The organism is Pseudomonas sp. AB6 (assembly GCF_034314105.1).
In the GTDB taxonomy this organism is placed as follows: domain Bacteria; phylum Pseudomonadota; class Gammaproteobacteria; order Pseudomonadales; family Pseudomonadaceae; genus Aquipseudomonas.
In genome coordinates, this window is sequence record NZ_JAVIWJ010000001.1 from 4,070,050 (window position 1) to 4,094,672 (window position 24,623).

Consider the following 24,623-nt stretch of genomic DNA (forward strand, 5'->3'; position numbering starts at 1 on the left):
GAATTGCTGCGTTGTGTTTGTCGCCCAAGGTTTCGGAGTTAGCTCTGGACAGCCGACTTCGGCCGATCAGCAGCCAATGCGGACTCCAGCAATTCCTGCGCGGTTTCTACCAGATACACGACAGCCAATACCAACTTACGGTTAGGGGCGTCGAGTTTTTCGGCGGATTCGTAGGCGGCGGCGGCGCAGTCGAGGATTTCGCAAGCGGTGGTCAGGGCTTCTTCGGCGCTGACGTATTCGCGGACGTGGAACAGTCTGTCGGGTAGGTTTTGTTGGGTGGTTCGGGAGGGGCGCGGGGCGACGCGGTTGCGTTTTGGGCGGGGTGGATCGGGGGTGATTTTTGTCATCTGATACATCTCCAGTGTTTAGTGGAGCTGCCAGACATTGCGACTAAACAATGGGTGGCAGCTGTGCACAGGTTAGTCGACCGGAACACTGGAGACCCGGCGCACCCGAGGGTGCCCTGCGCACAGCCACCATAAAGCTCAGGCGATAAAAAAGCGCCTGGCTAAAAGTGACGCTTGTGCGCCAGTGTGTGGGCGGGCGACTAAACCCGGCCGCTGATTTTGCAGCGACCCACGAAGGTTAGCGTCGGCCCCGAGCAAGCGCAACCGCCAGACTATGCCTTCAGGCGTTTCCGGGTGAATAAGTCTCTGTCCTACGCGGCTAAAGGATTTGTCTTACCGTACTCTGGTGACCCTAATTCCGAGCACAAAAAAGCCCGCTCAGATCATTCAATCTGGGCGGGCTTAGGTGGCGAGGGATGCCAGCGGTGTGTCAGATCTCAATTCAGTTTCTCAATCTCCGGCATCACAAAATTCTTAACGATATAAATCGAGCCCTTTTCACTCAGGTGCCCGGAGTCGATTTGCAGCAGTGAGTTGTCTCCCTGCAGCCGCACCAGGCAAGAGTCTGCGACGCATAATTTGTCGATCAGCGAGACGAAGTCGACGGCGTTGTGGTCGATGGAGCTTTGGGTGGCGCGGTCGGCGATCATGACGCTGCGGTCGAGGGCGGCGTCGGTGATGTGGGAGTCGTTGGCGCCCCAGTGGCGGTTGGCGATAACGCTGGGCAGGGACGGGCTCCATTGCGGCAGCGGGCCCATGAGGACCACGTGTTTGACGCCGTAGCTTTTGAGCCGTGCGGCGATTAGGTCCCAGTGGGTTTTGTCGTGTTCGTCTTTTTGCGCGATGACCACGATGTCGGGTTTGTCGGCCTTGATGCTTTCCAGTGCGGTTCTGTTGGAGTAGTTGCAGGTGATGCGCGGCGGTGTTTGCAGGCCGGTGTCATCGGTCAGGCTCGGTTTGCACGCGGCCGAGGTGACTTGGTAGAACGGCGTTTCTTTGGGCAGCAGGGTTCGTAGTCCCAGCGACAGTGCTTGAGCGTGGGAATCGCCCCACAGGAAGACGCCGCCTTCGCCGTGTTTTTGCGTGCAGGACGGGTCAATCGCTTTTTGTCCGCGCTGGGTGAAGGCGGAGAACGCGTCGCACTTGAGCCAGTAGGTTTCGTAGAGGTTGTTTTGCCGGTCGGCGTAGTCCTGAACGAAGCGTGCCTTGTCCGAGATACTGATGGCGCGTAACGGTGTAACAGCGCCTTGGGTCGCTTTGACCGCCGCGCCTGCGGCGAATACCAGCACGATCAAGCTGCCGACGGTTGCGAACTTCCAGGGGCGTTCTGGCTTTTTCGCTGTTGAGCTTTTTTCGATAAGCGTAAACGAAGCCAGGCCCAAGGCGAATGAGGTGGCGATTCCGAGCAGCGCACTACGGGTGTCGTTCAAGTACCCGGCGTAGCTCATGAACACCACCACCGGCCAGTGCCACAGATACAGGGAGTAGGAAAGCTTACCGGTCCATTGTGAGAAGGGGTTGTTGGTCATGAGCGAATCTTGCCGCGCCGAGACGATCACCAATAAGGTGCCCATCACCGGCAGCAGCGCCAGGTAACCCGGCCACACGTCTTTTTCGGACAACACGAAAAAGCTCACCAGCATCAGGCCTACACCCAATGCTTCCAAGGCCCGTTGCGGCAGGCCTTTGAGTTTGATCGGGAACAAACAGGCAACGCCACCCGCCAATAATTCCCAGGCGCGGGCGGGCAGTAAATAGAACGCCGGCTCCGGCCATTTGAACGACACGTACACGCAAGCGAGAAAGCCCAGAATGCTCCCGGCCAAGACGATCCAGCGCAGCACATTCAACGTGACTAGCCTGCTCAGCAACAGCAGGACAATCGGGTAGATCATGTAAAACTGCCACTCCACCGAAAGGGACCAGGTGTGCAGCAGCCATTTTTCGTGGGCGCTAGCGGCGAAGTAACCCGCTTCAGACCAGTACACGAAGTTGGAAAAGAACCCCAGGCTACTGGCGACGTGTTTGCCCAGTTCGCTGTATTCCAGGGGCAGCAGGTAGAACCAACCGAATGCCAGCAATGCAAAGCACATCGCCGCCAGTGCGGGGATAATTCGCCGGGCGCGAGATGTGTAGAAGGTGATCAGGCCGAAGCTGTTTTTCTGCAAACCCCGGAAAATGATGCCGGTGATCAGGTAGCCGGAAATCACGAAAAAAATATCAACGCCCGCATAGCCGCCGGGCAGCCAAGCCGGGTTGAAGTGGAACAGGATGACGGCGATCACCGCGATCGCGCGTAGTCCATTGATGTCTTTTCGAAAGTCCATGGCGATTCGGTTCCAGAAACGGGCTGCAAGCTCAGCAAGTGATACTCAGCGTTCAACCATCCCGTCGGGGGCGTTCAGGCTGATGATTTTCGGAAAGTTGGTCAGGGTCACGGAGGCAGCACAGCGCTCGCCGTTGCAGGTCCACGATGAATCTGTGTCGATCTGCCCTTTGGTTGCGTGCGCGGTGTCGATGAGTTGCAGCTTGCCGGTAAGTTTGGCCTTGCTGACTACGTGTTGTTCTTGAGCTCGACCGCCCGCCCAGGCGACCACGATGTGGTCTGCACCTTTGTTGAAATACAGCAGGTATACGTCGTTGACCATGGTGCTGGGGCCAGGGTCATAGGTGTAATCGCGAACGAAGGGGCTGATGGCCTTGAGCACTTCGTAGCCGGGTTTGGGGTCCAGATTGTGTTCGAGCAGACCGAAGTTGTGTTCCTGATCGGTCTTGTCCAAGCCATCGTTGGCCAGGTCGTACCACCACATGCCCTTTAGGCTCGGGATGGTCCGGGCCAGAAAAAATGTCCGCGCTATGTAGGATGCAACCGTTTCTGGGGTGTTGCCGCAATCGCCGGTGTGGGTCGGCCAACTGACTTCGGTCAGGTAGATCGGAATTTCTTTACCGGCTTTTTCGTTCACATGCCGGACGTAATCGCGTACCCAGTTGGTCCAGGCTTCCGGAGTGTTTTGCCCCTTGCCAGCGCAGTGCACGTAGGGGTGAATCGACAGGCCATCGATTTGGTCCAATATTCCGGCATCGATCAGCCGGTCGGCGAAACCAAAGTTCATTCCTTCAGGTGTTACGGAGCCCGCGAGGATTTTCGCGTTAGGATCGTTCTTGCGAATCAGCGGTACCGTTTCTTTGACCAGGGTGGCGTAGTCGGTGGAAAGTTTCGGATCTTTGGGGCCTTCTAGATCCCACTCGTTCCAGATCTCCCAGTAATCGACTTTGCCCTGCAACTGGCGGGTCACGTAGTCGACGTATTTCAGATAAGCCTTTTTGATCTCTGGCGTGCGTGGCTTGAGGTTGCCGTGGAAGAGGGTGCTGTAATCTAAAATCGTCAATGTCGTCAGTTTTTTTGCTTTGGCGGTGGTCAGGTAGGTGCGCCATGGCGGCACGATGCGATATTGGTTGGGCGACGGTTCGGCCGTTGACCAATACGCATCGTCCTTGAGGGCCGTGATGCCCGCATTCGAGACCATTTGCAGGGCTTTCACCGGAGACGCTTCGTAGTTCATCAAATGTGTGCCCACGCCAACGATAAACGCATCGGCGGCTTGGGACGCGGCGCAGAACAGGGTCATGGAAAGGAGCAACCCATAGGCGGATATGTTGGTTTTCAATCGCATATCAATACGCTCTCATCGCAGTTCCGGAAGCTCGGAAAGTTCACCCAAACCGTGGGCTTTAGTCGTCACAGTGCTGGTAGCGGCTGAGCTGTAAAGCACTCGCCCGATGGCCACGCCCATAAACAGGTTGGAGAGGGTGATCTCGAACATGTCAGTGGTCCAACTGGTCAGGCAGATGCAGATGCTGATAGCGAGTAGGGCGTTGTCCAGACGTGAAGTTTTATCGCGCAGCATAAAAAACAATGGAATTTGCATGGCATACAGCGCGAGGCCGACAAAGCCAAACGTTGCCCAGAGATACATGGCGCTGCTGTCCGATCCGGTCAATATTTGTGCGCCGGGCACCGGGAATAACACTTGGCTGCTGCCGAACATGCCCAGACCCGCGCCGGTCAAACTCCAGCCTTGCCAATACAAGTACTGGGCAACGTGTGGCCAGGTGTTGATCAGGCGGTCGTAAAGCGAGGTCAGGGAACGGTCGCCGCTGGTGATGTTGTTGGGATCGAAATCAAAAGCCACGCCAATGATGGGCAGCAGGAACCCAATCGCAACTAAACCGACAAACAGGGTGGCGCTGGTCCAGCGTAAGCGGCTTAACGCCATGACCCCCAGCGTCAGGGCGAAGGCCGCGGCCGGTGCTTTACTAGTAGTCAGCACGATGGCGTAAAAACCCACGGCGGCGATGATGCAGAACAGAATGCGCGAGCGGGTAAACATCGCCAGATAAAGACTGAAGATCGCAATCACGATCGACAGCGCGTTGGATACCCGAGTAAAACCCGCGAGCCGGTCAAACTCATCGTCAGCCCAAGCGGTGTTGCCCACCAGCTCAGTGTTACCCACCAGGTAGCTGTAACCTTTCCACGGGACCGTGGTGTATTTGTCCAGTAACAGCCCTATTAAAGACAGAATCAGGCACACGCCAATTACCCAGCCCAATAGTCGTTTGCGATGGAGTATGTGTTCGCTGCACACCGCGCCGAACAGCAACGGGCTGAAGCCGAACAGGCTGAAGGCAACGTTGGTAAAGCTGGCGCCGTGCAGCATGGCCAGTGCGCAGGATACCAATAGCATTAGCAAGCCCACCCAGAGCACGCGGGAGGCTTTGTAGGTCAGCAACTGAGCCGCGAACAGTATCAGGCAGGCAATTTTTGGCAGGTACAGCAGTGGCGAAATACCCACTTGGTCGAAGTAATAGCGCATCGCACCGGCCAATGTTTCAGACACGATCAGGCTGATGGCGACCCAAATAATCAAGGTGGATTTGTTGAATGTCAGAATCGACGGACGTTCAGTAGGGCCGAGAGCGGGTGTCGACATCATGGTGGTTTGCCCTCTCAGGAGCTTAGAAAAATAATGGCGTGACGTGAGGCTAAGCGGTGCGGTAGATAAAAACGCAGGCATAGCTACCGCCCATCGAAAGGCCGGAGTGGGGCGTTCGACTGGTTAAAGCGGGCGTTATTGCGCAGCGGATAGCGGTATATCAACGTCACTTTAAAGCGCTGTCAAATCAATTCGTCAAATTTTTAGCGGTTGCTGTTTTTCCAAGTACCAGATGCAAACTAAGTAATTGATATACATCGATAGATAAAAAATTGACGCGATTTAAATGTACGTTATTAAACGCTTAATTGGGTGCTTCTATGACTCATTTAATTTACAGATCTGTAAAAACGGCTGACGCTTAACGTGCGTCAGCCGTTCAACCCCATAACGCTAATCAGTTATAGCGGCGTTTATCAGGGGCCGGCGGGAAATACTGGTAGAGCCAGGTTTCGCTTAGGGTTCTGTCGTGGGTCCGAATGAACAGGCGTAATTCGACAGGGGCCACCGAGTCGCTGTTGGGGTACCAATCAAACGTCACTCGATAGCCCTTGATGTCTGGAATTACCAACACGTTGAAGTCTTTCACTTCACCGCCCGACACGGTAACCACCGGTTCGATGCGGGTGCCTTCGGGCAATCGGTCCAGGCCACCCCCGGTGAAATCGACCGCAAATCGGCGCGCCCAGACTTCCGGGTAATGCTCGCCCGGCGCCCAGCCTTCGATGAAACCGCCCATCCCGGATCGGGTGGCACGCACCTGTGCCAGTGGCGTGCTGACCGGGGGCAGGGCGCTCCAGTAGAGTTTGTAGCCAAAGTTAAGGGACGAACCCGCCGTCACAGGGGCTTTGGGCGTCCAGAACGCGACGATGTTATCCAGGGTTTCCCCCGTGGTCGGGATTTCCAGCAGGTCGATCGAACCCTCGCCCCACGGGGTAGTGGGCTCGACCCACAGGCTTGGTCGTTGGTTGTACCAATCGACGGTGTCCTGATAGCTGGAAAACTCGTGATCGGTCTGTACCAGGCCAAATCCCTTGGGGTCTTTATCGGCGAATGCGTTGAATTGCAACGTTGCGGGGTTGTTCAGCGGTCGGCAGATCCACTCACCGTTGCCGCGCCACATGGCCAGGCGGTCAGAGTCGTGGATCTCGGGGTGAAGAGTGTCGCACATGTGCCGTTCGTGAGTGCCGCAACTGAACATGCTGGTCATGGCCGCAATGCCCAATTGCTCGATGTCTTTGCGGGCGTTGATGTGGGCGTCGATGGCCATGACCACTTGGTTGGCCTGACAGTCGATATCGAAACGGTAAGCGCCGGTCGCGCTGGGGGAGTCGAGCAAGGCGTACACAACGAATCGAGTACTGTCCTTGGTCGGCGTCTCAAGCCAGAACCTGGTGAAATTGGGAAATTCTTCCTTGCGTTTGGCGTAGGTGTCGATGGCCAAGCCACGGGCGGATAGGCCGTATTGCCCAGAGCTGTCCACGGCGCGGAAGTAGCTGGCGCCGAGAAACGACAGAATGTCATGGGTCGCGATTTCCGGAGCCTTGAACAACTTGAACCCGGCGAAGCCCAAGTCACCCTTGAGCTGGGATTTATCGACGCCGCTTTTGTCGTAGTTGAACATTTGCGGCCGGAAGTGAACCTCCCGCGACTCATTGGTCTGGGGATCGACGCTGTACATGCGGATCGGCTGTTTGAAGCCCATGCCGACATGGAAAAACTGCACGTCCAGTTGACCTTTGTTGTCGCCCCACAAAGAGTGCGCCGGGTCGTATTGGATGGCATTGAATTGTTGGGGCGTCATCGTCCCCAGGGTCGGCGGCAATTGTTCATTGGTGTCAACGAACGGCGTGCTGGCCAGTTGTTTGGCGGTGGTTTGCAGGATTGTGAAATCGAAATGCTCGACGTCGCCATCAGCCGTGGCTGCGAAGGCCCGCGCTGCAAGCAGTCCCGTTGCGGGTAAGCCTGTGTAGGCCGCGAGAGCAAGTGATGCTTTCAGAAGATTCCTGCGATTCATAACGATGGAGCCTCTAGGGAATGCTGTGACGCCCTGCACTTGTGCGTGCAGACGCATACAACTACCCCAACTAGATAACAAAGTGGACAACCTGTTCGCTACCGGGGGTAAAAAAATAGTAGAGGTGTATAAAAAAGAAGGGGTAGGAACCGATTTTTTGCAGCGAGCTGGTTCGCAGTGCATCGCGAGGCCACCCGCGATGCTGACTGGCCAATTAAAAGTGCTCGGTGAAACCTTACGGCAGCCCCGTATTGTCAGCTGAAGTGGGGTAGCGTCAACCGCCGGAACCTTTTTGCGGCGAGGGGTCACAGAGGTACGTAGTCGATGGGAATTTGGCGTCTGAATTGAAATTGATACGCGCGCCTCTGACAGTCACAGCACGTGCGTCGGCTTTGATAAACAGCGTTTGGCCGCTTTTAAAGGTAAGCCGGTGGATTTGTTTATCGTGCTCGTGGCTTATTTCATGACGGACTAGATCCAGTAAATTGCTTAACCCTAAAAACGATCCAGGCTCATTAATGGTCAGACAGCTTGTGTTACCGGTGTCTGAAGTACATTTGGGGATACGGAAATCCCAATGTTTTTTCATATTGGAGGCCGTCGTATATCGGATGAGCTGAAGAATATAATCATTGGAACTTGTTACGGCAAGTCGCTTATTCATTGAATTTGTAACCGTAGCTTAGAGCCAGGATTCAACTTCTTTAAGTAACGGCTTTTAAATACATAGGAGATTTCCGATTTTATTGTAAGACGCGCCACATATATAAAATTGACGTCATTTTTCTACGTATTCTAAAAGCAGTAAAATATAAATCTATTTATCTCCCTCTACTTTGCACTCAATGATGGACTGCTCTAGGATTTCTCCGACCTATGGCCGTCAGGCTCAAATACAGCCCACTCAGTAGTTCCACTAAACGGAAAATTCATTAAAAGAAGGAACGCCCTTATGGCCCAAGACAAACGATTTCATGCACTTGATAGTTTCAGGGGCGTGTGTGCCCTCGCCGTTGTTGTTTACCATCTGCACCTTGTGGGCAGCATCACCGAGCTTCAATTTTTCAGTAACGCAGACCTGTTCGTCGAGTTTTTCTTTGTCCTGAGCGGTTTTGTCATCACCCACGCCTATGGCTCAGGCGCCCGTATCGATTTTCGAAAATTTTTTATATTGAGAACTTTTCGACTACTTCCATTACATCTGTTTATGTTGGGTGTGTTCATAGTATTCGAATTTCTAAAGCTTCTGGCGTCGCATAAAGGTTTTACGTTCAACAAAGAACCGTTTACCGGGCAGTATTCATTATCGCAAGTTCTGCCCAATTTTTTCCTGATACAGGCGTGGACTCCGCTAACGGAAAACCTATCCTTTAATTATCCCTCCTGGAGTATCAGTATTGAATACTACATGTACATGATATTTGCCGCGGTTGCGTTTTTTGGCGCGGGCTATAAAAAATTTGTCTGGTGCGCCCTCTCCGTGGGCGCTTTCGTACTGCTATATAACAATGCCGGTGTCTTGACTGAATTTGCTTATAAAGGGCTGTCGTGTTTTTTTGCGGGGGCGTTGTCGTACAGTGCGTTTGATCTGATAAAAGAACGGGTTCGAATCAACTATTGGATGTATTCACTTCTTGAAGTTGTTTCGCTGTGCCTGATTGTCGTGACCCTCAATTCGGACCTGACTCAGAAAACCATCGTCTGCAGCCTTTTATTTTGCTGGACAGTCACGTTATTTGCCTTTGACGCGGGCGTGATATCGAAGCTGCTAAAAACCAGAATGTTCAGCTTTCTCGGCCGCCTCTCTTACTCGATCTACCTCACGCATGTCGTTGTACTCAGCGGCCTGATTCTGGTTTTTTTGGTCTTGGAGAAAAAGACCGGGTTAACGTTGGCGCCGATGATGGGGGATGTCAGGTACATTGATTCCGGCAGTATCCTGGTCAATAACCTGTTGGTGGCCTTGATACTCCTTTGCGTTATCGCGATTTCATACGTGACCTATACGGTCATTGAGGTTAACGGTCAGAAAGTGGGCCGTTATCTGATAACCGCAAGGTTGAAAAAAGTACCCGCCACTGTTTAGCGCTTTTAAAACAGGCTCAGTTCGTCCTTAGGAGCAACGCTGTAAGATTCGAAATATTTTGAACAAAAATTTCACGCCCTTTGTTATATCATAACGCTAGCTGGGCCGAGCCCATGTGCGTCTCCATTATGAGTAAGGTCTGGGGTGTCAATGCGGGTTGATCTGGATGGTGAAAGCGTGGGGCTTGATAGCTTGCCGCGCTTTCAAAGGGCTGCGTTCCATGCCCTTCGGTTGCAGCGGTTTGGTTACGGGTTGGCGGCATTGGGCTTATTCAGCTTCGTACTGGCTATGTTCGCGATGCTTTTTTCGCCTGCCACGCTCTGGTCTGCGGTTCTGATTAATAACGCTGCCGCGTTGTGGGTGTTGGTGGCTGGTTTGCAGTCTGCGTATTGGATCGCCCGTTGGCGTGCACAAACGCTGGCTGCTGCAAACCTTTCATCGGTGATCGAACCGTTGCCGATTGACGCACAGTCCAATCCAGAAGAACCCGCCGGATGGTATGAGCGCCTGTCGAGTCGCATCAACGGCAGCAGCGTATCGCTTCTGGCGCAGGTGGGGCTGCCGACGATATGGTTGGGCGGTTGGGCGTTGCTGGCTATTTTGACGGTGAAATGGACCTGGAACCTGAGCCTCGTCGGATCAAGTGTCGGCCCCATTGGCAATATCGTCGGCACCGTTGCACTTTTGATCGCTTTCGGATTACTGGTGCTGGAACGCCAATTGGCCCACGAATTACCGGCTGAGTGGCCTGAAGCGGCACAACTGGCGCAACTGACTCGAGTCGCTATTGCCTGCTTGTTGCTCAGTGCAATATGCCTGTTTTTTTCCACGCCTTCCCGCATCTGGCCTGCCCGACTTGCCGTATTGACCGGTCTACTGCCTGTTCTGGTAGCGTTTGAACTATTGCTCCGCGGGGTCATGTCGCTGTTCAGCCCGCGCAACGAGCGGATTGAGCCGAGACTCTTGGCCAGTAGTTTTGTCGCCGGCCTGCTGCGTTGGCCGCCGCAGCCTTTGTTGGCGCTTGAGAACGAACTGCACAACCGTTTCGGCATCGATCTGCGCCAGATATGGGCATTTACCTACATGCGGCGGGCCTTTTTGCCGGTGCTGGCGGTGGTATTGGGGCTGGGCTGGTTGCTAAGTGGTGTACATGAAATTCCGATGCAGGGGCGAGGTATTTACGAGCGTTTCGGCAAGCCAGTGCAAGTTTTCGGTCCGGGCTTACACACCGGTTTGCCATGGCCTTTTGGGCGCGTGTTGGCGGTAGAAAACGGCGTTGTGCATGAGTTGGCGACCAGCGTTTCGGAGTCAAACGCGGTCGAGCAGGTTCTTGAGCCTGCCGAAGGCCCGGCGCCACTTAGTGCTAATCGTCTGTGGGACGCCAGCCATATCAACGAGAAGTCCCAAGTCATCGCTAGTAGCGCAGGCGACAAGCCTGCCTCCCAAAAGCAGAGCTTTCAAATCGTCAATATGGACGTGCGGTTTGTCTATCGAATCGGCTTGACCGATCAGGCCGCAATGGCTGCGACTTACAACAGTGCTGACGTTCCAACGCTGATTCGTAGCACCGCGAGCCGGATATTGGTCCACGATTTTGCGTCGCGGACGTTGGATGAACTGCTCGGCGAGCAAAGGGCCGCACTGTCTTCGGACATCGGTGACGCTGTGCAAGCGGACCTGAAGAAGCTCGACAGTGGCGTAGAAATTTTAGCGACAGTCGTCGAGTCAATTCATCCACCCGCGGGGGCTGCTAACGCCTACCATGCGGTGCAAGCGGCGCAGATCGGCGCTCAAGCGTTAATTTCTCGGGAGCGGGGCGCAGCCAGCGAGCAATCGAACTTGGCCGAACTGAACGCCAGTTTAGCGAAAGACAACGCCTCTGCGGCGGCGCGTGAGGTTCTGGCCACGGCTCAAGGCGCAGACCTTCGCTTCAGCGCCGAGCGTCATGCTTATGACCAGGCTGGCAAAGCGTTTTTACTGGAGCAGTACCTGACGCAGCTAAGCCATGGTTTGGCCCACGCCAAATTACTGATCCTTGATCACCGGCTCGGCGGCGACACCGCCCCGACCATCGATTTGCGTACTTTCACGTTACCGGCAGACCCATCGGCGCCGAGTAAAGCCGCCCATTCAGGAGTCGTCCCTTGAGTCTGTTTCATTCACACGATCATCACGATCACTCGGACGATGACCACGGTCACGCCGGACATCACCACGGCCATCAGCATGGCGATACGTCCACTCCTGCGGCTTTCCCTTGGCGCCGAACCGCGCTCGCCGTTTTACTAATTGCCTTTGCAGTAGCGGCGGCTAGCCTGGTGCAAGTGCGTTCGGGCGAAGCGACGGTGATTACCCGCTTCGGCAATCCTTCTCGCGTACTTCTTAATCCGGGCTTGAACTGGCGTTGGCCAGCACCGTTCGAGGCCACGATTCCGGTTGATCTGCGGTTGCGCACTACATCCAGCGGTCTGCAAGACGTGGGTACACGTGATGGCCTGAGGATTGTCGTGCAAGCCTACGTCGCCTGGCAGGTGCAGGACGATCCAGACAATGTGCAGCGCTTCATGCGCGCCGTACAGAATCAGCCAGATGAAGCAGCGCGGCAAATCCGTACCTTTGTTGGTTCGGCGCTGGAAACCACGGCGGCCAGTTTTGACCTGTCCAGCTTGATCAATACCGATGCCAATCAAGTAAAAATCACTGAGTTTGAAACTCAGCTGCGCCACCAAATCGAACAGCAATTGCTCTCCACCTATGGCGTGCGCGTCTTACAGGTCGGCGTCGAGCGTCTGACCTTGCCGTCGGTGACGCTGAACGCAACCGTGGACCGCATGCGCGCCGAACGTGAAACTATCGCGACTGAACGTACGGCTGTAGGTAAACGCGAGGCGGCGCAGATCCGGTCGGCGGCGGAGCGTGATGCACGTATCGTAGAAGCCGACGCGACGGTCAAAGCAGCGGATATCGAAGCGCAATCGCGGGTAGAGGCTGCACAAATTTATGGCAAGGCCTATGCCGGATCGCCTCAGCTTTATAACTTGCTGCGGTCCCTGGATACATTGGGCACGATGGTTACGCCTGGGACTAAACTGATTCTGCGCACTGACGCAGCTCCGTTCCGCGTATTGGTTGACGGACCGCCAACGCTGGACGGTAAAAGCGGATCGCAACCATGAGTGAAGTCGTCACTGAGCGGCCTCCGGTCAATAGTCCTTGGTTGCAGGCGAGCCGTTTGGCTTTTCTCGGTTTGTACGGCGTGACCTTGCTGGCTGCACTGGGGTGGGCGTTGTCCAACGTTCGCCAGATTGATCCGCAGAACCGTGCAGTAGTTCTGCGTCTCGGAGCACTGGAGCGTATTCAAAGCGCCGGTTTACTCACCGCGTGGCCGCAACCGTTCGAACAAGTCGTGTTATTGCCGTCGGCGGATCGAGTGATTGAGCGTCGAGTCGAAACATTGCTGCGCTCAAAGCCTGCCTTGGACGCTGACCGAATCTCAAGCTTCGCTGCGCCAATGAGCGATGCGTTGGCGGGCTCAGGGTATTTGCTGACCGGCGATGCTGGCGTGGTGCAGCTCGATGTGACGGTGTACTACAAAGTCACCGACCCGTATGCCTTTGTCCTGCAGGGCGAACATGTTTTGCCTGCGCTGGACCGTCTGGTCAATCGCAGCACGGTGGCGCTCACCGCCGCGCGAGATCTGGACACAATCTTAGTGGCACGTCCAGAGATGGTCAGCCCGGACAGCAAGTCTGCCGAACGTCGTGAGCGCCTGCGCGGCGATCTGGTCCGAGGCATCAATCAGCGCCTGGCGGAGTTAGCGGCCACAGGCTTAGGAATAGGTATCGAAATCGCTCGAGTGGACGTGCAGTCAAGCCTGCCGGCTTCGGCTGTGAATGCATTTAACGCAGTGCTGACCGCCAGCCAACTCGCGGATCAGGCGGTGGCTAATGCCCGCACCGAAGCGGAAAAACTCACGCAAACTGCCACACAGCAAGCCGACCGCACCGTGCAAGTGGCGCATGCCCAAGCGTCTGAGCGCTTGGCTAAAGCCCAGGCGGATACGGCGACGGTGACTAGTTTGGCGCAGTCGGTTCGTGACAAAAGTGATCCAGGACTGTTGATGCGGATCTATCGCGAGCGCGTGCCAAAAATTCTTGGCCAGGCCGGTTCCGTGACCACGGTCGACCCCCATGACGATTCCCACCTGATTATTCAGGGAGCAGAAAAATGAGTGCCCACGCTGCGACGACTGAACCTGAGTCAACCCAAGCCCCGGTCAGCATGCTCAGCAATGCCGAGCAACGAAGTGCGGCTCGGCAATTGACCTTGGCGATGCTCGCTTTGGGTTTGTTGGGGCTGGGGCTTGCCTGGAGATTTTTCGTACCGGGGCAGACGGGTGTTAGTCAGCTGCTGCTGGGCGCTGCGTCTTTACTGGTCGCGGTGCCAGTGGTCAGCGCTGGTTGGCACAGCCTGCGTTACCCCAGCCTGCATGGCATCACCGATCAACTGATTGCGCTGGCGATGCTTGGCGCATGGGCCACCGGCGATTTAATGACCGCCGCTTTATTGCCGATCATCATGATCTTTGGCCATGTGCTGGAAGAGCGTAGCGTCATCGGTTCCCAGGAAGCCATTCAAGCCTTGGGACGGTTGACCCGAAGCCATGCGCGCCTGATAGAAGCGGATGGCACGGTGCGCGAGGTAGATAACTCGGTGCTGGTTGCGGGTGATTTAGTGGAAGTTCGCGCCGGTGACCGGGTGCCAGCCGACGGCGTGGTGCGCTCTGGACAAGCGAGCCTCGATACGGCCCCGATTACCGGTGAGTCGGTGCCACTGGAAGCGCGAGTTGGCATCGAAGTCTTCGGCGGCGCGATCAATCTCGATGGCCTGTTGCGCATCGAAGTGACGCGCATCGGCAACGAATCGACCTTGGGCAAAGTCATTGCCCTGATGCAAAGCGCCGAACGCTCCAAGCCGCCGATTACTCGACTGCTGGAACGCTACGCGGGAAGCTACATGGTGCTGGTGTTGATGATTGCGGCGGTGACTTGGTTTATCACCAATGATGCACAAGCGATGCTGGCGGTGCTAGTTGCGGCCTGTCCATGCGCGCTGGTGTTATCGGCGCCTGCGACGGCCATTGCCGGAATCGCGGTGGCGGCACGTCACGGTATTTTGATTCGCAGTTCGGCGTTTCTCGAAGAGCTGGCTGACTTGACGTCATTGGTCGTCGATAAAACGGGGACATTGACCTACGGCACCCTTAGGCTGCAATCGATTCAAACGGTGTTGACGCAGCAGGCTACATTGTTGCCGCTGGCGGCGAGCCTCGGTTCGGCCAGCAGTCATCCTGTAAGCCGCGCATTAGCTGGCTTGGTGGAAAAAGATCAATTATTGGTACTCACCGACATTCATGAGCGACAAGGGCTTGGCGTTGTCGCTAAAACCGAACACGGCCTTGCGGCGCTCGGGCGCCCGGAGTTGTTTGAACAACTGGATATCAGCACCTCGCCGGTCCCGAATCACGATGGCCCGATTGCAGGGATTGCAGTAGATGGTGTGTTCCTGGCTTGGCTGTTACTGGCTGACAGCCTAAAGCCCGAGGCACGACAGGCGCTTGCTGAGTTACGTCAGTTGGGGTTGGGCCGTCAATTGCTGCTAACCGGTGACCGCCAAAGTGTGGCCGACAGCCTGGCGCTTGAGGTCGGTATCAGCGACATCGAAGCCCAGGCGCTGCCCGAAGACAAGCTCAACCGGGTGATGGGCGAAATCAGCAGCGGCTTTCGGCCAATGGTGGTGGGCGACGGCATCAATGACTCGTTGGCGCTAAAAGCTGGAGTGGTGGGCGTGGCTATGGGGGCGGGTGGTGCAGATATCGCACTGGCCTCAGCAGACATCGTTTTGATCGGCAGCGACCTCCGTCGATTGGGCACCTGTGTGCGATTAAGCCGCCAGTGCCGTCGGACATTGCATGTCAATGTGATCATCGGTTTAGGATGGACCTTGGCCATTGTCGCGATGGCAGCTTTCGGTCTTCTTGGCGCTGCTGGTGCGATGATCGCAGCGTTGCTGCACAACCTCAGCACGTTGCTGGTCCTCGGAAATGCTGGCCGCTTGCTACGTTTTCAGGAGCCGCTACTAAAGTTGGAGACTAAGCCAGAGGCCTGACAGCATGGGCCTCTTACTAAGAATGTTGTGCTAGACAGATCTGTTAAGTATAAAAATTTGCTTGAGCTTTTTAGAACTCCGTTACAAATTAGCAGTCATTCTTGGTGGGGGTGTTCCATCGCCGGCTGTTTGGACTACCCTTTTCCTGAGTTTCTGGATAGAGGGTTTACTCAATGCTCGCGCAACTTCCAACAGCCTTGCAGAATCTTCATCTGCCGCTACGGCTGAAACTGTGGGATGGCCATGAACTTGATCTAGGCCCGATGCCCAGTGTCACCATCGTGGTGAAAGACCCGCAACTGGTGTCTCAATTCACGCATCCTAGCCTTGATTTACTGGGTAGTGCCTTCGTTGAGGGCCGGTTGGAGCTTGAAGGGTCCATTAGCGAAGTAGTGCGTGTCTGCGACGAGCTGACCCAGGCATTGGTTGATGATGACAGTCCTTATTTGCCGGTTCGCTCTGAACATGACAAAGCTACCGACGCCGCTTCGATCTCTTACCATTACGACCTTTCCAACGAGTTCTACCAGCTCTGGCTTGATCAGGAGATGGTCTATTCGTGCGCGTATTTCAAGACCGGCAAAGAAACTCTGGAGCAAGCGCAGCAGGACAAGTTTCATCACTTGTGTCGTAAGCTCCGGTTGCAGCCGGGGGAATATTTATTGGACGTAGGCTGTGGCTGGGGCGGATTAGCGAGGTTTGCTGCCCGCGAATACGGTGTGAAAGTGTTCGGTATTACCTTGAGCCAGGAGCAATTGGCGTTAGCTCAGGAGCGAGTGTTGGCAGAAGGCTTGGAAAATCAGGTTGAGTTGGTGTTGCTTGATTACCGTGATCTGCCGCAAGACGGCCGCTTCGACAAAGTCGTCAGCGTGGGTATGTTCGAGCACGTGGGTCACGCGAATTTGGAGCTGTACGCAAAGCGTCTGTTCGGTGCTGTCCGTGAAGGTGGATTGGTGATGAACCATGGCATCACGGCCAAGCACACCGACGGTCGTCCAGTAGGGAGGGGGGCGGGTGAGTTCATTGAACGCTACGTTTTTCCTAACGGTGAGTTGCCCCATGTGTCGATGATCAGTGCGTTTATCAGCGAGACGGGTTTGGAGATCGTTGACGTTGAAAGCCTGCGGCTGCATTACGCACGGACTCTCGAACACTGGAGCGAGCGGCTTGAAGCGCGGCTCGATGAGGCGTCGGAAATGGTGCCGGAGCAGACCCTGCGCATTTGGCGCCTTTACTTGGCGGGCTGTGCGTATGCGTTTGCACGGGGCTGGATTAACCTTCATCAGATACTGGCGGTTAAACCGTTTGCCCATGGCGGCCACGGCCTGCCCTGGACCCGAGAAGATATTTACGTATAAGAGCAGCAACGGGGTCTTTGGACCCCGTTTCGCGTTTTACCGTTTAGAGAATCGGTGAGACCAGGCGCGCAACACGCATACCGAGTTGCTGAAAGCGGTGGGTTTCTTTGCTTTCTTCGAGTGCGATTTCCCGGGCCAGAGCGAAGTCGGCGTTGAGCATGACCTCAACCTGGCTAGCAAAATCGCTGTCAACGGTTAGCAGCATCAATTCAAAATTAAGCCTGAACGAACGGTTGTCCATGTTGGCGCTGCCGATGGCGCTGATTTCACTGTCAACCAACACCACCTTTTGATGCATAAATCCCGGTTCATAGCGGAAGATGCGCACGCCCGCGCGTACCGCTTCGAAGGCAAACAGGCTAGAGGCGGCATAGACGACGTAGTGATCGGGACGTGACGGTAGCAATATTCGCACATCTACCCCACGCAGGACCGCCAATCGCAGCGCCGCGAATACGGCTTCATCGGGAATGAAATAAGGGCTGGTTATCCACACGCGTGTTTGAGCCGCGTAAATGGCTTCAACAAAAAACAATGAACAGGTTTCCTGTGCGTCCGCCGGACCGCTGGCCAGTAACTGGCATAGCACGCCATCTTCGGGGTAGGTCTCAGGCAGGATCAGCTGGGGTAACTGGCGGGTAGCCCAGAACCAATCTTCAGCAAACGATTCCTGTAAACATGTCACCACCGGACCGACAATCGAAACATGGGTGTCGCGCCACGGGGACAGCGGCGGTTGTTTGCCTAAGTATTCGTCTCCGACGTTATGACCTCCGACGAAGCCGCGTGCGCCGTCCACCACTACAATTTTGCGGTGATTACGGAAGTTGATCTGGAAGCGGTTTAGCCAACCGCTGCGAGTAGCAAACGCTTTGATTTGTACACCGCCATTGCGCAGTGTTTCGCTGTAGCTTGCGGGCAGTGAGTGGCTGCCTACGCGGTCATAAAGAACGTAAATGGCGACCCCTTCCGCTGCCTTTTCCAGCAGCAGCGTTTGCAGGCGTCGACCAAGGTCGTCGTCGTGGATGATAAAAAATTGAATCAATACCGCTTTTTTGGCGCCGCGTATAGCGTCGAAAATAGCTGTGAAGGTTGCTTCACCGTTGATCAGTAACGCCACTTCATTATTTGCCAGGCAAGGCATTCGTCCCAGCCGTGGCATAGCCCGCAACGAGGCATATGCCCCTGAGCGCCTCGCCGTTACGGCTTCTTCAATCCATGGCCGCCAGTTTAGAGTGCCAATGGCTGTACGCATTTCCCGGTTGGCTTGACGCCGCGCTTTGATATAGCCGTCGAACGTGCTGCGCCCGAACACCAAATAGGGAATGAGGGTGACGTAGGGAATGAAAATAAGTGGCATGGCCCATGCGATAGAACCTTGCGCAGTGCGTACAGTCAGCAGTGCGTGGATGGCAGCGATGAGGCCGAGCAAATGGGTGAAACCGATCAAATAGCCGACGAAAGACGGAATGTAAAAATCCATGCGTAACCCTGATCCTGTTTTTTTTAAGTCTCTAACAGACCACAGCACGTGGTGATTGTCGCGATTTTATTCTGGTTGCAACTGGCAGGCGCTTGCATCGTCTAACACTCATTGTCAGGCTGGCGCTTAACCGGTCGCTTTCATTGAGGAATTTGCAGATGAATAAATGTTTTTTGGTTTTGCTGTTTTGCCTGGGTTCGCCGCTGGCTCAGGCTCAGATGCTGCAACCGGGATTGTGGGAGCTGACCACCAGCAATATGCAGGTGGATGGGCAGCCATTACCCGATCTGCAATTGATGTTGAATCAACTGAAAAGCCTGGCGCCGGATCAACAAGCGATGATGGAACAGGCGTTGCAGAAGCACGGTGTGAACCTTGCCGGTAAAGGCGCGCAGGTTTGCTTGACTCAAGACCAAGTCAAGTCGGACAACATCCCGCTGACAGACCCGAAGTCTGGTTGCAATCAGCAGATCACCGATCGAAACGGCAAGACTTGGAAATTTCGCTTTAACTGCCCTAAAGCTCAAGGCACTGGTGTGGCGACATTCCAGAGCGACCGTGAATTCAGCACCTCCGTTGTCGGGACGTTCAACGCTACCGGTGTGCAACAAAATGGCAGTATGGACACCAAGGCCGTCTGGCTTGGGCCTCAATGCGGGGTGATTAAGCCGAGGACTTGAGGTTGGGACGATGCCTTGCGCCAGTTTTGAGTGCTCGCAGCGGTTAACGACGTAATTTACGCCTTAGATGTGATCACCGCCGCCCGTATAGAACCAAGGCAACGCGCACGGGGGAAATCATCAGCCCAAGGTGGAAGCGGGCGCGCTTGGGCGGTGACTCCCTGAGAAGCGCTATGCGGTATTCCGCTGCCAACTGCTCTTGGCAACAGCGTCGTGAGCATGAAGACTTTCAGCATGACTTACCTTCAAATTAAACGCTGTTACGGCGGGGGCTTTTTTCAGCGCTAGCGTAAGTCTTCGCGCCGCATCCTCACAAAACATCAGGTTCTGGCCATTTGCCAACGCAAAGGCTTGTTCGTCGACGCGTTTAACTGCAGTTTGCACGGCAGTGCCAAGAGCGGCTTCTACTCGATCTATAAGTTCCCCCAGCGCAAACTCACTGGTAGATGGCTCTAGGTTCACACGCATAAGAGCACTGCTGCGCTGGCTATGCGGCGTGGCGACGATGCCTTGTGAGGTTCCGAGCCACGACAACAATTCAGCATGATCCAGCGGCTTATCGGAGAAGTCAGCGACGAATTGCTGCTGAATCAACTGTCTGGCCAAAGCCGCTGAACATGGGCATGTTGAGGAATAACTGATTTCAAACTCAAGTTCCACGTGGAACACATGATTTTCTATACGGGCACAAATTTCGAATGGGTAAGATTTCCAACCCGAAAGCGCACTGATTAGCGCCGGTCGTTGAATCAGCAGTTCAGTCCTGATACGTATGAACGCACTGTTTGATAGCCCTTTATGTGAATGCAAAAAATGCATCAACAGCCGATGCAGCAGCGCTGGAGTAAGTTCTTCGTTTTCTAGAGTATCGAGTGCGAGATAAAGCCGTGACATATGTATGCCGCGTGTTTGATGAGCATCAAGACTCACCCCGGCATCAGCTTTGGCGCTAAGGCGTTGGCCTTTTAATTTGATAGGCAGCGCAATGCCGCACATGCCCACCCAGTCTAGTGGAAAGGCTTGATCCAGAGCTTGCGCGGCAATATCCGGCATGGTCAACGCGTTCATTAAAGGTCCGCCGTCACAAAAAAAGTCATGTTATATTATAACGGTTAACTCAACGATGCCTTTTTGAGCCTGGATGCTCTCCCTATTTCTACGGTAGACCCCATGCTCCGACGTAAAATGTTGCTCAACCTACTAGTGGCCAGTGCGGCCTTGGCGTTACCGTTGAGTGCATCTGCTGCTCAAATTCGTAATGCACGCTTATGGCGAACAGGCGACAAACTTCGCTTGGTGTTCGATCTCAGTGGTCCAGTCAGGTATAAGACCTTCACCTTGAGCGCGCCGGAGCGTCTTATCATCGACCTTAGGGGTGCGCAACTGACCGGGGACTTTAGCCAATTGGCGCTGACGGATACCCCCATTAGATCAATTCGTTCAGGGCATTTTGGTCAAGGCGACACGCGCATCGTGTTGGATCTGAATACTCCGGTCCAGCTAAGTAGTTTTTTGCTAGGCCCGGAGGGTTCGCAGGGTCACCGGCTGGTGTTGGACCTTGGCAGCGCCGTCCACGTCCCTCTCCAGATAGCGGCTGTGGGCGCAATTACGCCGCCCGAACAGCCGTCGCCACTGCGAGGCAAGGGCCATCTTAAGCGCAACATCATAGTGGTGGTCGATCCGGGTCATGGTGGAAAAGACCCGGGAGCCGTTGGCTCTAAAGGCCAACGAGAAAAAGACGTTGTGCTGTCCATCGCTCAATTGCTCGCCAAGCGCCTAAAGCGCGAGAAAGGGTTTGATGTGCACCTGGTGCGCAACGACGACTTCTTCGTACCGCTGCGTAAGCGGGTAGAGATTGCTCACAAATTCAATGCTGACATGTTCATTTCAGTGCATGCCGACGCTGCGCCACGACTCACTGCATCGGGCGCCTCGGTGTATGCGCTTTCAGAAGGCGGTGCCACCTCTGCCACAGCGCGTTTTATGGCCCAGCGCGAAAACGGCGCCGATCTGATCGGTGCAAGGAGTCTGCTTGACCTCAAAGACAAAGACCCGATGCTGGCCGGGGTCATTCTCGACATGTCGATGAACGCAACGATCGCCGCCAGTCTGCAACTGGGGCGCACGGTGCTTGGCAGTTTGGCTGACATCACATCGTTGCACCAGAAGCGCGTGGAACAGGCAGGTTTCGCAGTGCTCAAATCGCCGGATGTACCCTCGATTCTAGTCGAAACCGGCTTCATCTCTAACGTCCGCGATAGTCAGAGATTAGTCACGGCGCGCCATCAACAGGCAGTCGCCAATGGCCTTTTTGAGGGATTACAGCGCTATTTCAAACATAATCCGCCCATTGACTCTTACATGGCGTGGCAACAAGCACACAAGCAAGGGGAGGTATGAGATCGGGCGTTATCGGCAACCGCCCATGCGATTGCAAGTGAATTTGCTGCGTTTACCGTCAGAGCTGGAGACCCGGGTGATGGTCGTCCAGCCTACGCGCTGGCTGTAACCAATCCAGGTGTCGCCGTTGGACGCCAAACCGGTGAAGAACGTCAGCATGCCGTATCGACTATTGGTTTGTGCCCACAGGCGATTGCCCTGGACTTCAAATCCGCGGACGTAGGACGTCGAACCCGCCGTCGCGACGCTGTAGTGATTGCCAAGCGCATCGCTGCACGCGATCAGATTCGCGCTCTGGGAGCACCGGGTCGTTTGCGACTGCATCTGGGTCGGGGCAGCATGGGACGGGGCACTTACTAGCAGCATGACGGTCATCAAAGTAATTAAAAGGTGATTCATCCACGCGGCCTTTGTTTAACAGATTAACAATTCTGTATTGTTATACTATAACATTCGTCAGCCGGCGCTCGCTTGGTGGCTTGTGCCCGATGAGGAATATCTGATGCCCAACCGTTTACCCGTTACCGTACTCTCTGGATTTCTAGGCGCCGGTAAAAGTACATTGCTCAATTACATTTTGCGCAATCGCGAGAATCTCAAAGTCGCTGTAATCGTCAACGACATGAGTGAAATCAATATCGATGGCGGTGAGGTTCAACGCGATGTCAGCTTGAATCGCGCAGAAGAAAAACTGATTGAGATGAGTAACGGTTGCATCTGCTGCACCTTACGCGAAGATCTGCTTGAGGAGGTCAGTCGGTTGGCGCAGGACGGTCGTTTTGATTACCTGTTGATAGAATCCACCGGAATCTCTGAGCCACTGCCGGTGGCAGAAACGTTCACCTTTCGCGATGAGCAAGGTAAAAGCCTGGCCGACATGGCGCGGTTGGACACCATGGTGACGGTGGTAGACGGCATGAATTTTCTTCTCGATTACCAGGCATCTGAAAGCCTGGCGACCCGTGGCGAGACCTTGGGCGAAGATGATGAGCGCTCGATTACTGATTTGCTGATTGAGCAGGTCGAATTCGCCGACGTGATTTTGATCAGCAAGATTGACCTGATCAGCAGCAGCGAACGCCAGGAGTTGATCGCGATTCTGCATCGACTCAACGCTCAAGCAGAGGTTATCCCTATGGTCATGGGCGAAATTCCGTTAAAAAAAATCCTCAACACCGGGCGGTTCGATTTCGAGCGGGCTTCACTTGCGCCGGGTTGGCTTAAGGAAATGCGCGGCGAGCACATACCGGAAACTGAAGAATACGGCATCGCCTCGACTGTTTACCGCGCACGTCGGCCGTTTCATCCTCAGCGTTTTTACGACTTCATTGACCGTGAATGGATCAACGGAAAATTGCTGCGCTCCAAAGGCTTTTTCTGGCTCGCGAGCAAACACCAGGAAGCCGGGAGCTGGTCGCAAGCCGGCGGGTTGATGCGCCATGGTTTTGCCGGGCGCTGGTGGCGGTTTGTGCCAAAACAACAATGGCCGCAGGATCAGGAGAGTGAGGCGACGATCATGCAAAACTGGGTCGAAAAAACCGGTGATTGCCGTCAGGAGTTAGTATTTATCGGACAGCACATCAACTTTGCCAGGCTCGTAAACGAATTGGACAGCTGCTTGCTGACCGATGCGGAGATGGCTCTGGGTGCCGAGCAATGGCGTCTGTTTACCGACCCTTTCGGCCCATGGCATGAAGAGGATGCCGCTTGAGGGTGATAGCACCAGCGGGTTACGGCGTTAGCCACTGCCCCTGACTTTGCCCTTCACAAAAAGGCTTGAGGTAGTGCGCATCAGTGGCCACGCCGTAATAGTGAATATTTTGGCGATAGGGCATATTGGCGACTTGAGCATTGCTGCATACGCCGAAGGCGCCAGCGGGGCATTGTTCGACAAAGGCGACGTTGACTTTCTGCCCGGCAAATTGCGGTTGGCAAAAGCCGTCGTGAAACATCTTCATCGGAATGGTGCGGTTCTCTTGGCAAACTTTGACGTCGAGCCGTTCGGCTTGGGTGTGAACCACGCAGGCTTCAGCCCACGCCTTACTCGTCATCAGTAATAGTGTCGCCATCCAGATCACGCGCATCGTTTACCCCGTATCTTCACTCTAAAGAAATCGGCCATCATGTTGCAGAACATCCCAACCCACGTCATCGCCGGTCCTTTAGGCGCAGGCAAAACGAGCCTCATCAAACAGTTACTGGAGCAAAAACCGGCCGGTGAGCGTTGGGCGATCTTGATCAATGAGTTCGGTCAGATCGGCTTGGATGCTGCGCTGTTGACCACGGCCGCCGATGGTATCGCACTTGGCGAGGTCGCTGGCGGTTGCCTGTGTTGTGTTAACGGCGCACCTTTTCAAATCGGCTTGGGTCGTTTGCTAAAGAAGTCGCGACCGGACCGACTGTTGATTGAGCCTTCAGGGCTGGGGCATCCGGCGCAGTTAATGGAACAACTGCGTGAGCCGCCGTGGGAAGGCGTATTGGCGCTTCAACCTGGCGTGATGGTGCTCGATGCTGCCGCCATGGCGGCGGGTCAGCCTTTGCCGGATACCCAGCGAGCGGCGTTGGACGGCGCGGGTGTGCTGGTCATGAATAAATCCGCAGGTTTGGGTTCAAGGGAACGCGACACATTGGCGGGCCTGTTGCCCCACGGGCGGTTGTTCTGGACGGATCAAGGCGTCCTGCCGCTGGCTAATTTGCCCGGTGTCGATGCACACGCTTACGGGGCTGCGGGTAACTTCACCGCACCCAAAGGGTTAGCACAACTTCCGGCTGTATGGACTGACCCGCGTCAGCCTATTTGCCTGAGCCAAGGTCAGCCAGAAGGTTGGAGCATTGGTTGGCGTTGGCACCCAAGCCAACAGTTTGAATTGATGCAAGTGCAGCAGTGGCTTAATAGTCAGGCATGGCGGCGAGCCAAGCTGGTTGTCCACAGCAACGCAGGTTGGTTATCGGGAAATGCACTGGACGGCGCTGCAGTCCACTGGCAAAACAGCGAATGGCGTCGAGACTCGCGCCTGGAGCTGATTTTCAATGATCCTCAGGACGAGGCGGCGCTGCAAGCGGGGCTGGCTGGCTGCCTTATCTAGC

20 protein-coding genes are annotated in these 24,623 nt (G+C 55.1%); 10 read left to right on the plus strand and 10 right to left on the minus strand.

Features of this window, described 5'->3' with window-relative positions; all coding sequences use genetic code 11:
* Positions 1–38 precede the first annotated feature (38 nt).
* The 6 genes from RGW60_RS19190 to RGW60_RS19215 all read right to left on the minus strand — a co-directional run bounded on the left by RGW60_RS19190 (position 39) and on the right by RGW60_RS19215 (position 8,025).
* On the minus strand, positions 39–347 hold the full coding sequence (locus RGW60_RS19190) for a DUF6124 family protein (protein WP_322206058.1): 309 nt from the start codon (positions 345–347) through the stop codon (positions 39–41).
* A gap of 437 nt (positions 348–784) precedes the next feature.
* Complete coding sequence (locus RGW60_RS19195; RefSeq protein WP_322206059.1) at positions 785–2,674, minus strand: acyltransferase family protein; 1,890 nt, start codon at positions 2,672–2,674, stop codon at positions 785–787.
* A 45-nt stretch (positions 2,675–2,719) separates the two neighbouring features.
* Entirely contained in the window at positions 2,720–4,021 is a 1,302-nt protein-coding gene (locus tag RGW60_RS19200) for a hypothetical protein (protein ID WP_322206060.1), read from the minus strand.
* Between the two features lie 12 nt (positions 4,022–4,033).
* Positions 4,034–5,344, minus strand: coding sequence for a hypothetical protein (locus tag RGW60_RS19205; protein ID WP_322206061.1), 1,311 nt, complete (start codon positions 5,342–5,344; stop codon positions 4,034–4,036).
* 397 nt (positions 5,345–5,741) lie between these two features.
* The gene (locus tag RGW60_RS19210; RefSeq protein WP_322206973.1) at positions 5,742–7,361 is read right to left on the minus strand and encodes a glucan biosynthesis protein D; all 1,620 of its coding nucleotides are present in this window, start codon (positions 7,359–7,361) and stop codon (positions 5,742–5,744) included.
* 274 nt (positions 7,362–7,635) lie between these two features.
* Entirely contained in the window at positions 7,636–8,025 is a 390-nt protein-coding gene (locus tag RGW60_RS19215; protein WP_322206062.1) for a hypothetical protein, read from the minus strand.
* A 288-nt stretch (positions 8,026–8,313) separates the two neighbouring features.
* On the opposite strand from RGW60_RS19215, the gene RGW60_RS19220 reads away from it, so the two are divergent.
* The 6 genes from RGW60_RS19220 (at position 8,314) to cfaB (ending at position 16,973) form a co-directional block, all read left to right on the plus strand.
* Positions 8,314–9,447, plus strand: a complete 1,134-nt coding sequence (locus RGW60_RS19220; protein ID WP_322206063.1) for an acyltransferase — start codon at positions 8,314–8,316, stop codon at positions 9,445–9,447.
* Positions 9,448–9,597: 150 nt separating this feature from the next.
* Positions 9,598–11,595, plus strand: a complete 1,998-nt coding sequence (locus tag RGW60_RS19225; protein ID WP_322206064.1) for a protease modulator HflK — start codon at positions 9,598–9,600, stop codon at positions 11,593–11,595.
* Positions 11,592–12,623 carry a protease modulator HflC gene (locus RGW60_RS19230; protein ID WP_322206065.1) on the plus strand — a complete coding sequence of 344 codons (1,032 nt, stop codon included), beginning with the start codon at positions 11,592–11,594 and terminating at the stop codon, positions 12,621–12,623. Before RGW60_RS19225 ends, RGW60_RS19230 begins: the two co-directional genes overlap by 4 nt.
* Entirely contained in the window at positions 12,620–13,678 is a 1,059-nt protein-coding gene (locus RGW60_RS19235; RefSeq protein ID WP_322206066.1) for a protease modulator HflK, read from the plus strand. The genes RGW60_RS19230 and RGW60_RS19235 overlap by 4 nt, the downstream gene beginning before the upstream one ends.
* The gene (locus tag RGW60_RS19240; RefSeq protein ID WP_322206067.1) at positions 13,675–15,615 is read left to right on the plus strand and encodes a heavy metal translocating P-type ATPase; all 1,941 of its coding nucleotides are present in this window, start codon (positions 13,675–13,677) and stop codon (positions 15,613–15,615) included. The genes RGW60_RS19235 and RGW60_RS19240 overlap by 4 nt, the downstream gene beginning before the upstream one ends.
* 173 nt (positions 15,616–15,788) lie before the next feature.
* Positions 15,789–16,973, plus strand: a complete 1,185-nt coding sequence (gene cfaB / locus RGW60_RS19245; RefSeq protein ID WP_322206068.1) for a C17 cyclopropane fatty acid synthase CfaB — start codon at positions 15,789–15,791, stop codon at positions 16,971–16,973.
* Between the two features lie 43 nt (positions 16,974–17,016).
* Here cfaB and cls read toward each other — a convergent pair whose 3' ends face one another.
* Positions 17,017–18,456 carry a cardiolipin synthase gene (cls, locus tag RGW60_RS19250; protein WP_322206069.1) on the minus strand — a complete coding sequence of 480 codons (1,440 nt, stop codon included), beginning with the start codon at positions 18,454–18,456 and terminating at the stop codon, positions 17,017–17,019.
* Between the two features lie 158 nt (positions 18,457–18,614).
* Between cls and RGW60_RS19255 the strand changes: the two genes are divergently transcribed.
* Positions 18,615–19,136 (plus strand): DUF3617 domain-containing protein, encoded by a 522-nt coding sequence (locus RGW60_RS19255; RefSeq protein ID WP_322206070.1) that lies wholly within the window; start codon positions 18,615–18,617, stop codon positions 19,134–19,136.
* Positions 19,137–19,307: 171 nt separating this feature from the next.
* Here RGW60_RS19255 and folE2 read toward each other — a convergent pair whose 3' ends face one another.
* Entirely contained in the window at positions 19,308–20,204 is an 897-nt protein-coding gene (gene folE2 / locus RGW60_RS19260) for a GTP cyclohydrolase FolE2 (protein ID WP_322206071.1), read from the minus strand.
* A 102-nt stretch (positions 20,205–20,306) separates the two neighbouring features.
* Here folE2 and RGW60_RS19265 point away from each other — a divergent pair, with 102 nt between their 5' ends.
* Positions 20,307–21,536 (plus strand): N-acetylmuramoyl-L-alanine amidase, encoded by a 1,230-nt coding sequence (locus RGW60_RS19265; RefSeq protein WP_322206072.1) that lies wholly within the window; start codon positions 20,307–20,309, stop codon positions 21,534–21,536.
* Between the two features lie 9 nt (positions 21,537–21,545).
* Here the strand turns inward: RGW60_RS19265 and RGW60_RS19270 are convergent, their stop codons facing one another.
* Entirely contained in the window at positions 21,546–21,935 is a 390-nt protein-coding gene (locus RGW60_RS19270; RefSeq protein WP_322206073.1) for a glutamine synthetase, read from the minus strand.
* A gap of 103 nt (positions 21,936–22,038) precedes the next feature.
* On the opposite strand from RGW60_RS19270, the gene zigA reads away from it, so the two are divergent.
* The gene (gene zigA / locus RGW60_RS19275; protein ID WP_322206074.1) at positions 22,039–23,247 is read left to right on the plus strand and encodes a zinc metallochaperone GTPase ZigA; all 1,209 of its coding nucleotides are present in this window, start codon (positions 22,039–22,041) and stop codon (positions 23,245–23,247) included.
* 19 nt (positions 23,248–23,266) lie between these two features.
* Here zigA and RGW60_RS19280 read toward each other — a convergent pair whose 3' ends face one another.
* Positions 23,267–23,620: an NADH:ubiquinone oxidoreductase gene (locus RGW60_RS19280; protein ID WP_322206075.1), complete on the minus strand. Its 354-nt coding sequence runs from the start codon at positions 23,618–23,620 to the stop codon at positions 23,267–23,269.
* A gap of 39 nt (positions 23,621–23,659) precedes the next feature.
* Here RGW60_RS19280 and RGW60_RS19285 point away from each other — a divergent pair, with 39 nt between their 5' ends.
* Complete coding sequence (locus RGW60_RS19285) at positions 23,660–24,622, plus strand: CobW-like GTP-binding protein (protein WP_322206076.1); 963 nt, start codon at positions 23,660–23,662, stop codon at positions 24,620–24,622.
* Position 24,623: the final 1 nt, after the last annotated feature.